This is a genomic window from Micromonospora sp. NPDC049089 (genome assembly GCF_040648775.1).
Taxonomy (GTDB): Bacteria; Actinomycetota; Actinomycetes; order Mycobacteriales; family Micromonosporaceae; genus Micromonospora.
This window is the reverse complement of the sequence record NZ_JBEZEH010000271.1, coordinates 1-8,095: the sequence shown is the minus strand read 5'-3', so window position 1 is coordinate 8,095 and position 8,095 is coordinate 1. Positions and strand designations below refer to the sequence as shown.

At 67.3% G+C, this 8,095-nt stretch carries 11 protein-coding genes; all 11 read left to right on the top strand.

Annotated elements, in window-relative coordinates; translation table 11 throughout:
* The first annotated feature begins 199 nt into the window (after positions 1–199).
* The 11 genes from secY to rplQ all read left to right on the top strand — a co-directional run bounded on the left by secY (position 200) and on the right by rplQ (position 8,059).
* On the top strand, positions 200–1,528 hold the full coding sequence (gene secY, locus AB0B48_RS30555; protein ID WP_357207564.1) for a preprotein translocase subunit SecY: 1,329 nt from the start codon (positions 200–202) through the stop codon (positions 1,526–1,528).
* A complete protein-coding gene (locus AB0B48_RS30550) occupies positions 1,529–2,182 on the top strand; it encodes an adenylate kinase (protein ID WP_088950228.1) in 654 nt (217 codons plus the stop codon). It abuts the gene before it with no gap.
* An 87-nt stretch (positions 2,183–2,269) separates the two neighbouring features.
* Positions 2,270–3,121 (top strand): type I methionyl aminopeptidase, encoded by an 852-nt coding sequence (map, locus tag AB0B48_RS30545; RefSeq protein WP_357207561.1) that lies wholly within the window; start codon positions 2,270–2,272, stop codon positions 3,119–3,121.
* A 136-nt stretch (positions 3,122–3,257) separates the two neighbouring features.
* On the top strand, positions 3,258–3,809 hold the full coding sequence (locus AB0B48_RS30540) for a DUF1707 domain-containing protein (protein WP_357207558.1): 552 nt from the start codon (positions 3,258–3,260) through the stop codon (positions 3,807–3,809).
* 328 nt (positions 3,810–4,137) lie between these two features.
* The gene (gene infA / locus AB0B48_RS30535) at positions 4,138–4,359 is read left to right on the top strand and encodes a translation initiation factor IF-1 (RefSeq protein ID WP_007073013.1); all 222 of its coding nucleotides are present in this window, start codon (positions 4,138–4,140) and stop codon (positions 4,357–4,359) included.
* Positions 4,360–4,450: 91 nt separating this feature from the next.
* Complete coding sequence (rpmJ, locus tag AB0B48_RS30530) at positions 4,451–4,564, top strand: 50S ribosomal protein L36 (RefSeq protein WP_043965539.1); 114 nt, start codon at positions 4,451–4,453, stop codon at positions 4,562–4,564.
* Positions 4,565–4,830: 266 nt separating this feature from the next.
* Entirely contained in the window at positions 4,831–5,211 is a 381-nt protein-coding gene (gene rpsM, locus AB0B48_RS30525; protein WP_030329917.1) for a 30S ribosomal protein S13, read from the top strand.
* Between the two features lie 87 nt (positions 5,212–5,298).
* Entirely contained in the window at positions 5,299–5,706 is a 408-nt protein-coding gene (rpsK, locus tag AB0B48_RS30520) for a 30S ribosomal protein S11 (RefSeq protein ID WP_030329919.1), read from the top strand.
* Between the two features lie 13 nt (positions 5,707–5,719).
* The gene (gene rpsD, locus AB0B48_RS30515; RefSeq protein WP_030329921.1) at positions 5,720–6,346 is read left to right on the top strand and encodes a 30S ribosomal protein S4; all 627 of its coding nucleotides are present in this window, start codon (positions 5,720–5,722) and stop codon (positions 6,344–6,346) included.
* 98 nt (positions 6,347–6,444) lie between these two features.
* Positions 6,445–7,467: a DNA-directed RNA polymerase subunit alpha gene (locus tag AB0B48_RS30510; protein WP_007465227.1), complete on the top strand. Its 1,023-nt coding sequence runs from the start codon at positions 6,445–6,447 to the stop codon at positions 7,465–7,467.
* A 34-nt stretch (positions 7,468–7,501) separates the two neighbouring features.
* A complete protein-coding gene (gene rplQ, locus AB0B48_RS30505; protein WP_091402374.1) occupies positions 7,502–8,059 on the top strand; it encodes a 50S ribosomal protein L17 in 558 nt (185 codons plus the stop codon).
* Positions 8,060–8,095 lie beyond the last annotated feature (36 nt).

Below are 8,095 nucleotides of genomic sequence, written 5' to 3'. Positions count from 1 at the left end.
CAACTGGCGGGCGCCATGGTCTGCCTGGGCCGTGAGCGCCCGGTAACATCGGAATCGATTTATGTAGTCGGGCACATCTGCCCGGACCGGGGTGAGGCTGTTAGAGTCCCATCCCAGCCATGGATTGCGGGCACTCGCCCGTGATCCACCCCGACCCGCCAGGGATCACCGGCGGCCCGCCTCGCGCAGGAGGAAGAAGTTGCTGTCCGCCTTTCTCAGTGCGTTCCGTACGCCTGACCTGCGCAAGAAGCTGCTGTTCACAGTAGGCATCATCGCGGTCTACCGGCTGGGTGCAACGCTCCCCAGCCCGGGCGTCTCGTACGGCAACGTGCAGAAGTGCCTCGACACCATCCAGGGTGACACCACCGGGGTGGTGAACCTTCTCAACCTCTTCTCCGGCGGAGCGCTGCTGCAGCTCTCGGTCTTCGCGCTGGGCATCATGCCCTACATCACCGCGTCGATCATCTTGCAGCTGCTGACCGTCGTGATCCCCCGCCTGGAGCAGCTCCGCAAGGAGGGCCAGGCCGGTCAGGCGAAGATCACCCAGTACACCCGCTACCTGACCCTCGGCCTCGGTGTGCTTCAGGCCTCGGCGTTCGTGGCGCTGGCCCGCTCGGGCCAGCTGTTCCAGAACCGCTGCGACCAGTTCCCGATCATCCCCACCGGCACCGGCATCCCGGACTGGCTGACCCTGACCATCCTGGTGATGACGATGACCGCCGGCACCGGCATGGTCATGTGGCTCGGTGAGCTGATCACCGACCGCGGCGTCGGCAACGGCATGTCCGTCCTGATCTTCACCTCGATCGCGGCGCGGCTGCCCAGCGAGGGCTGGCAGATCAAGACCAGCAAGGGCTGGGACATGTTCGCCCTGGTCATCGCGCTGGTCCTGGTGGTCATCACCGCTGTCACCTTCATCGAGCAGTCGCAGCGCCGGATCCCGGTGCAGTACGCCAAGCGGATGATCGGCCGGCGGATGTACGGCGGCACCTCGACCTACATCCCGCTCAAGGTCAACCAGGCGGGTGTGATCCCGGTCATCTTCGGGTCGTCGCTGCTCTACCTGCCGCAGTTGGCGCTGCAGTTCTTCGACCAGACCGACCCGGGCAAGACCCAGTCGTGGATCCAGAACAACCTGGTCAACCCGAGCAGCCCGATCTACATCGCGGTCTACTTCCTGCTGATCATCTTCTTCACGTACTTCTACGTCTCGATCACGTTCAACCCGACCGAGGTCGCGGACAACATGAAGAAGTACGGCGGGTTCGTGCCGGGTATCCGCCCGGGCAAGCCGACCGCCGACTACCTGGACTTCATCCTCAGCCGGATCACCCTGCCGGGCGCGCTCTACCTCGGCATCATCTCGATCCTGCCGAACTTCTTCTTCATCTGGCTGGACAACCAGCAGTACCAGAACTTCCCGTTCGGCGGCACCGCTGTGCTCATCATGGTCGGCGTCGGTCTGGAGACCGTGAAGCAGATCGAGAGCCAACTCATGCAGCGGAACTACGAAGGGTTCCTGCGGTAGATGAGACTCGTTCTGGTTGGCCCGCCGGGCGCGGGCAAGGGCACGCAGGCCGAGTTCATCGCCGCGCACCTCTCGGTGCCGAAGATTTCGACCGGAGACATCTTCCGGTCGAACGTCACCCAGGGCACGCCGCTCGGTGTCGAGGCGAAGCGGTACATGGATGCGGGCGAGCTGGTTCCGGACGAGGTCACCATCAACATGGTCCGGGACCGGCTGGCCGAGCCCGACGCCAGCGAGGGTTTCCTGCTCGACGGCTTCCCGCGGACGACTCCGCAGGCTGCCGCTCTGGACAAGCTCCTGGCCGATCTGGGCACCGCCCTGGATCTGGTCCTGGAGCTGGTCGTCGACGACGACGAGGTGATTCGGCGGCTCTCCGGCAGGCGCACCTGCCGGGGCTGCGGCAAGATCTGGCACGTCGAGTTCGACGCCACCACCCGGCCTGGCATCTGTGACCGCTGCGGCGCCGAGCTGTTCCAGCGCGACGACGACAAGCCGGAGACGATCGCCACGCGGCTCCGCGAATACAGCGAGAAGACCGCACCCCTGGTCGACTACTACGGCGCTCAGGGCAAGCTGGTCGGGATCGACGCCACCGGGCCGGTGGAGGACGTCACCACCCGGGCCATCGACGCGCTGCGGTCGTACGGCGGCTGAGGTCCGGCCGGGCCACGGCGGATAGAGTGCGAACAGCGGGGTACGCGTTATGTGCCCCGCTGTTCGGCAACGAAAGGTAACCGCTCCATGCGTCGTCCCCAGCTGGACATCCAGCTGAAGACCCCTGACCAGATCGAGAAGATGCGGGCCGCCGGGCTGGTGGTGGCCGAGGCGTTGCGTCGGATGCGGGAGGCTGTCGCCCCCGGTGTGAGCACCGCCGATCTGGACGCCATCGCGGAGGCGACCATCCGTGAGGCGGGCGGTGTTCCGTCGTTCAAGGGCTACCACGGCTTTCCGGCGTCGATCTGCTCCTCGGTCAACGAGCAGATCGTGCACGCCATCCCGTCGCCCAAGCAGGTGCTCCAGGCCGGTGACCTGATCTCCATCGACTGCGGCGCGGTGCTGGACGGGTGGCACGGCGACTCCGCGATCACGGTCGGGGTCGGTGACGTCGACCCGGCGCTGTTGAAGATGGCCGAGGTCGCTGAGGACGCCATGTGGGCCGGTATCGCCGCCGCTGCGCGTGGTGCGGCCAGCGGCAAGGGACGCCTCACCGACATCTCGCACGCTGTGGAGACCGCTGTCCGCAAGGGCGGCCGGTACGGCATCGTCGACGGCTACGGCGGGCACGGCATCGGCACCGAGATGCACCAGGACCCGCACGTGCTCAATCACGGTCGGCCGGGCAAGGGTCCGCGACTGGTTACCGGGATGGCCCTGGCCATCGAGCCGATGATCACCATGGCGTCCCCGCGTACCGTCGAGTTGGCCGACGGGTGGACGGTCGTCACCCGGGACGGCTCTGTCGCCGCGCACGTCGAGCACTCGATGGCGCTGCTGCCGGACGGCGTCTGGGTGCTCACCGCGTTCGACGGTGGCCGGGCCCGCCTGGGCGACCTGGTGACCGCCCGCCAACCCGCGGCCACAAAGACTCTCTAGTCCGATCCCGGCCCCGCGTCGCGCCGTTGATCATGAAGTTTCAGCTCCGACACGCCGGTGGGGCGGGCAACAACTTCATGATCGACCGCTGTCGGGGGGCGGGCGGGAGTGGCGCGACGGTGGCATGCTTGCCGGCATGGACGGGCGCGACGGGATGCGAGCTGCGGACTCGGACCGTGCGGCGGTGGCTGACCGGTTGCGGGTCGCCCTCGACGAGGGCCGACTGGATCTGCACGAGTACGACGAGCGGTTGCAGCAGGCCTACGCGGCACGCACGTACGCCGACCTCGAGGGTCTGCTGACCGACCTGCCGCCGGTGACGCCGGCGCAGCGGTCGGGCCTGGCGCCGGTCGCCGGGTCGACGATGAGCCCGCTGGGTGACCAGCTCGATCCGGCCGTCAGCAGGGGCGTGACCGCCCGCTGGTTGGCCGAGGTGTGGTTCCCGTACCTGCGGGTGATCGCCGTCGTGGTGACCATCTGGGCGGTGACGTCGTTGCTCAGCAAGCACCTGCTCTACTTCTGGCCGGCCTGGGTCGCCGGGCCGTGGGGCGCGGTGCTGGTGGTCCGCACGGTCAGCGGGCTGGCTGCGAAGGAGCCCCAGCGCCAGGCCGTCAAGCGCCAACGCCGCCGGGAGCGCAGGCAGGCAAAGCGCGCCCTCAAACCCGACAACGACGAACCAACCCCCTGAACCCCACCAACTCCAACCCGCGGGCCGGACTCCCCGCGATTCGTTGATCATGAAGTTGTTGCCGCCGAGTACGGCGTGTCGTGACAACAACTTCATGATCAACAGGGCTGAGGGTCGACTCGCGCGGGTTGGTGGGTGGCCGGTTTGGCGGGGGACCGCAGGCCGGCGTACACTTTCAGATCGGCGCACAGCGTCCACTCCGGCATGCCCACCCTGCGCTTCGGTGGGAGCTGGAGCCGCGGCTGGCGCGGGCTTCTGATTCTGATCAGATTTCCGTGTAAGACGTTGTGGGCCGCCCGGTGCAATCGACGTCAGGACAGCGGAGGACATGCCGAAAAAAGACGGAGCCATTGAGATCGAGGGTCGGGTCATCGAGCCCCTGCCGAACGCCATGTTCCGGGTGGAGCTCGCGAACGGCCACAAGGTGTTGGCTCACATCAGCGGGAAGATGCGGCAGCACTACATCCGTATCCTTCCGGAGGACCGGGTCGTCGTCGAACTCTCGCCGTACGACCTGACCCGCGGGCGCATCGTCTACCGCTACAAGTAGTCCTGACGACGGCCGGGAAGTCCCGTGTCCGTCTTCGACGTCCGGTGCCGCGCAGAGCGCGTAACCGGGCCAGATGGGAAGTAAGGCAACCGTGAAGGTCAAGCCGAGCGTCAAGAGGATCTGCAACAAGTGCCGGGTTATCCGCCGGCACGGCCGGGTCATGGTCATCTGCAGCGACCCGCGCCACAAGCAGCGCCAGGGCTGACTCAGCCCGTCCGGCCGGAGCACGGCCGGGTGGCGTTGGTCCAGGCAGATCCCCAGCGACACACACATCACACATGCTCGTCCCAGCCGCGAGCGGTACGCCAGACGTACCTCTGCGTGGCTGACCCCCGGTCGGAGGCCGGGGCCCGCTCGGGCAGCGACCGATCCCGGTCGTCGGCGCTCATCGCGTCGGAAAGACGGGACGGCCGGTAGCGGGGTGGGACGGGTCCACACCTCCGCCACACATCACGAGGAGTACGCCCGCACATGGCACGTCTAGTCGGCGTGGATCTCCCCCGCGAAAAGCGGTTGGAGATCGCGCTCACCTACATCTTCGGGGTCGGTCGCACCCGCGCCCTGGAGACACTCGCCGCCACCGGCATCTCGCCGGACAAGCGCGCTCGGGACCTCACGGACGAGGAGCTCGTGCAGCTCCGCGACCACATCGAGGGCAACTACAAGGTTGAAGGCGACCTGCGCCGCGAGGTCGCCGCTGACATCCGCCGCAAGGTTGAGATCGGCTGCTACGCCGGCATCCGGCACCGCCGGGGTCTGCCCGTGCGTGGCCAGCGGACCAAGACCAACGCCCGGACCCGCAAGGGCCCGAAGCGGACCGTCGCCGGCAAGAAGAAGCCCGGCAAGAAGTAGTTCTTAACCGGATGACGGGATCGGCCGCCGCCGAGGCGGGTCAGGTCGCAACCCAGTCCGGAAAGTCAACTAGGAGCGCACAGACTTATGCCACCGAAGGCTCGTGCCGGAGCCGCTGTAAAGAAGGTCCGGCGCAAGGAACGCAAGAACGTCGCCCACGGGCAGGCGCACATCAAGAGCACGTTCAACAACACCATCGTGTCCATCACGGACCCGACCGGTGCGGTCATCTCCTGGGCCTCCGCTGGCCAGGTCGGCTTCAAGGGCTCCCGCAAGTCGACTCCGTTCGCTGCGCAGCTGGCCGCCGAGGCTGCCGCGCGTCGCGCCATGGAGCACGGCATGCGCAAGGTCGACGTGTTCGTCAAGGGCCCCGGCTCCGGCCGGGAAACCGCCATCCGTTCGCTGCAGGCAGTGGGCCTCGAGGTCGGGCAGATCGCCGACGTCACCCCGCAGCCGCACAACGGGTGCCGTCCGCCGAAGCGTCGCCGGGTCTGAGAGGTAGAGAGAGATGGCTCGTTACACCGGTGCAGACTGCCGCCGTTGCCGGCGGGAGAAGATGAAGCTGTTCCTCAAGGGCAGCAAGTGCGATGGTCCGAAGTGCCCGTTCGAGTCCCGGCCGTTCCCGCCCGGGCAGCACGGCCGCGGCCGCACGAAGGAGACGGAGTACCTGCTCCAGCTCCGCGAGAAGCAGAAGGCCCGTCGGGTTTACGGCGTGCTGGAGAAGCAGTTCCGCGGTTACTACGAGGAAGCCGTTGGCAAGCAGGCCAAGACCGGTGAGGTCCTCCTGCAGATCCTCGAGTCGCGGCTGGACAACGTCGTTTACCGGGCCGGTTTCGCCCACTCGCGGGACATGGCCCGCCAGCTGGTCAAGCACGGTCACTTCACGGTGAACGGCAAGAAGGTCGACATCCCGTCGTACCGCGTCAAGGAGCACGACATCATCGAGGTTCGGGGCAAGAGCAAGGAGCTCACCCCGTTCATCGTCGCGCAGGCTCAGGCCGGCTCGAAGACGGTTCCGGCGTGGCTTGAGGCCATCCCGAGCCAGATGAAGGTGCTCGTGCACTCCCTCCCGGCCCGGCAGGTCATCGACACGCAGGTCCAGGAGCAGTTGATCGTCGAGCTCTACTCCAAGTAGTCCGAGCTCGTTCGGTGGCCCGCCCTTCGGGGCGGGCCACCGGAACAGTTTGTGTCGTGGGCGTCAAATAGCGGGCGTCCCGGAAGAGAAGAGAAAAGATGCTCATCAGCCAGCGACCCTCCCTCTCCGAGGAGTCGATCAACGAGACCCGTTCCCGGTTCGCCATCGAGCCGTTGGAGCCGGGCTTCGGCTACACCCTGGGTAACTCGCTGCGGCGTACGCTGCTGTCGTCGATCCCGGGCGCGGCCGTCACCTCGATCAAGATCGACGGTGTGCTGCACGAGTTCACCACGATCCCCGGTGTCAAGGAGGACGTGGTCGAGCTCGTCATGAACATCAAGGAGCTGTGCGTCAGCTCCGAGCACGACGAGCCGGTCAGCATGTACCTGCGTAAGCAGGGCCCGGGCGATGTGACCGCGGGCGACATCCAGCCCCCGGCCGGCGTCTCGGTGCACAACCCGGATCTCAAGCTCGCCACCCTGAACGGCAAGGGCCGGCTCGACATGGAGCTGACCGTCGAGCGGGGCCGGGGCTACGTGACGGCGGCGCAGAACAAGCAGTCCGGCGCGGAGATCGGCCGGATCCCGGTCGACTCGATCTACTCGCCGGTGCTGAAGGTGACCTACCGCGTCGAGGCGACCCGTGTCGAGCAGCGCACCGACTTCGACCGGCTGATCATCGACGTCGAGACCAAGCCGTCGATGGGTCCGCGTACCGCGCTGGCCTCCGCCGGTTCGACGCTGGTGGAGCTGTTCGGGCTCGCCCGGGAGCTGGACGAGACCGCCGAGGGCATCGACATCGGGCCGTCCCCGCAGGACGCCCAGCTGGCGGCGGACCTCGCTCTGCCGATCGAGGAGCTGGACCTCACCGTCCGCTCCTACAACTGCCTCAAGCGCGAGGGCATCAACTCCGTTGGTGAGCTCATCGGGCGTACCGAGGCCGACCTCCTCGACATTCGCAACTTCGGTCAGAAGTCGATCGACGAGGTCAAGATGAAGCTCGCCGGGATGGGTCTCGGGCTGAAGGACTCGGCTCCGAACTTCGACCCGGCGCACGTCGTGGACACCTTCGGCGAGGCCGACTACGACACCGACGACTACCGCGAGACCGAGCAGCTCTAGTCCGCGCTGCCGCCACAACTGAGGAGCACCAAAAATGCCCACGCCCACCAAGGGCCCCCGCCTCGGCGGCAGCCCCTCGCACGAGCGGCTGATGCTGGCCAACCTGGCGACCGCGCTGTTCCAGCACGGGAAGATCCAGACCACCGAGACGAAGGCCCGGCGGCTGCGCCCGCTGGCCGAGCAGCTCATCACCAAGGCCAAGCGCGGTGACCTCGCCTCGCGGCGTCGGGTGCTGGGTGTCGTCAAGGACAAGGACGTGGTCTACGCCCTGTTCGACCAGATCGCGCCCCGGTACTCCAACCGCCCCGGCGGTTACACCCGGATCGTGAAGACCGGTCCGCGCAAGGGTGACAACGCGCCGATGGCCATCATCGAGCTGGTGGAGGAGCTTCAGGTCGCCGAGCCGAAGGCGAACAAGAAGACCGCCGCCCGCAAGGCCGCGCAGCAGGACAAGGTCGAGGCGCTCGCCCCGGCCGACGAGGCCCCGAAGTCGGCTCCGGCCGACCAGGACTCCGAGGCGCCGGTGTCGGCGTCCGGTGACACCGACGCCGCCCGCGAGGACAGCGACGAGGCCACCGAGAACAAGGCCTGATCAAGGGCATCGTCGGGCCCGGCACCCCATCGGGGT

Bases quoted from the DNA above. Each gene is read 5' to 3' on its own strand.
- infA (WP_007073013.1), top strand. From the start codon at position 4,138: ATGCCGAAAAAAGACGGAGCCATTGAGATCGAGGGTCGGGTCATCGAG.
- rplQ (WP_091402374.1), top strand. From the start codon at position 7,502: ATGCCCACGCCCACCAAGGGCCCCCGCCTCGGCGGCAGCCCCTCGCAC.
- map (WP_357207561.1), top strand. From the start codon at position 2,270: ATGCGTCGTCCCCAGCTGGACATCCAGCTGAAGACCCCTGACCAGATC.
- AB0B48_RS30510 (WP_007465227.1), top strand. From the start codon at position 6,445: ATGCTCATCAGCCAGCGACCCTCCCTCTCCGAGGAGTCGATCAACGAG.
- AB0B48_RS30550 (WP_088950228.1), top strand. From the start codon at position 1,529: ATGAGACTCGTTCTGGTTGGCCCGCCGGGCGCGGGCAAGGGCACGCAG.
- AB0B48_RS30540 (WP_357207558.1), top strand. From the start codon at position 3,258: ATGGACGGGCGCGACGGGATGCGAGCTGCGGACTCGGACCGTGCGGCG.
- rpsK (WP_030329919.1), top strand. From the start codon at position 5,299: ATGCCACCGAAGGCTCGTGCCGGAGCCGCTGTAAAGAAGGTCCGGCGC.
- rpsD (WP_030329921.1), top strand. From the start codon at position 5,720: ATGGCTCGTTACACCGGTGCAGACTGCCGCCGTTGCCGGCGGGAGAAG.
- rpsM (WP_030329917.1), top strand. From the start codon at position 4,831: ATGGCACGTCTAGTCGGCGTGGATCTCCCCCGCGAAAAGCGGTTGGAG.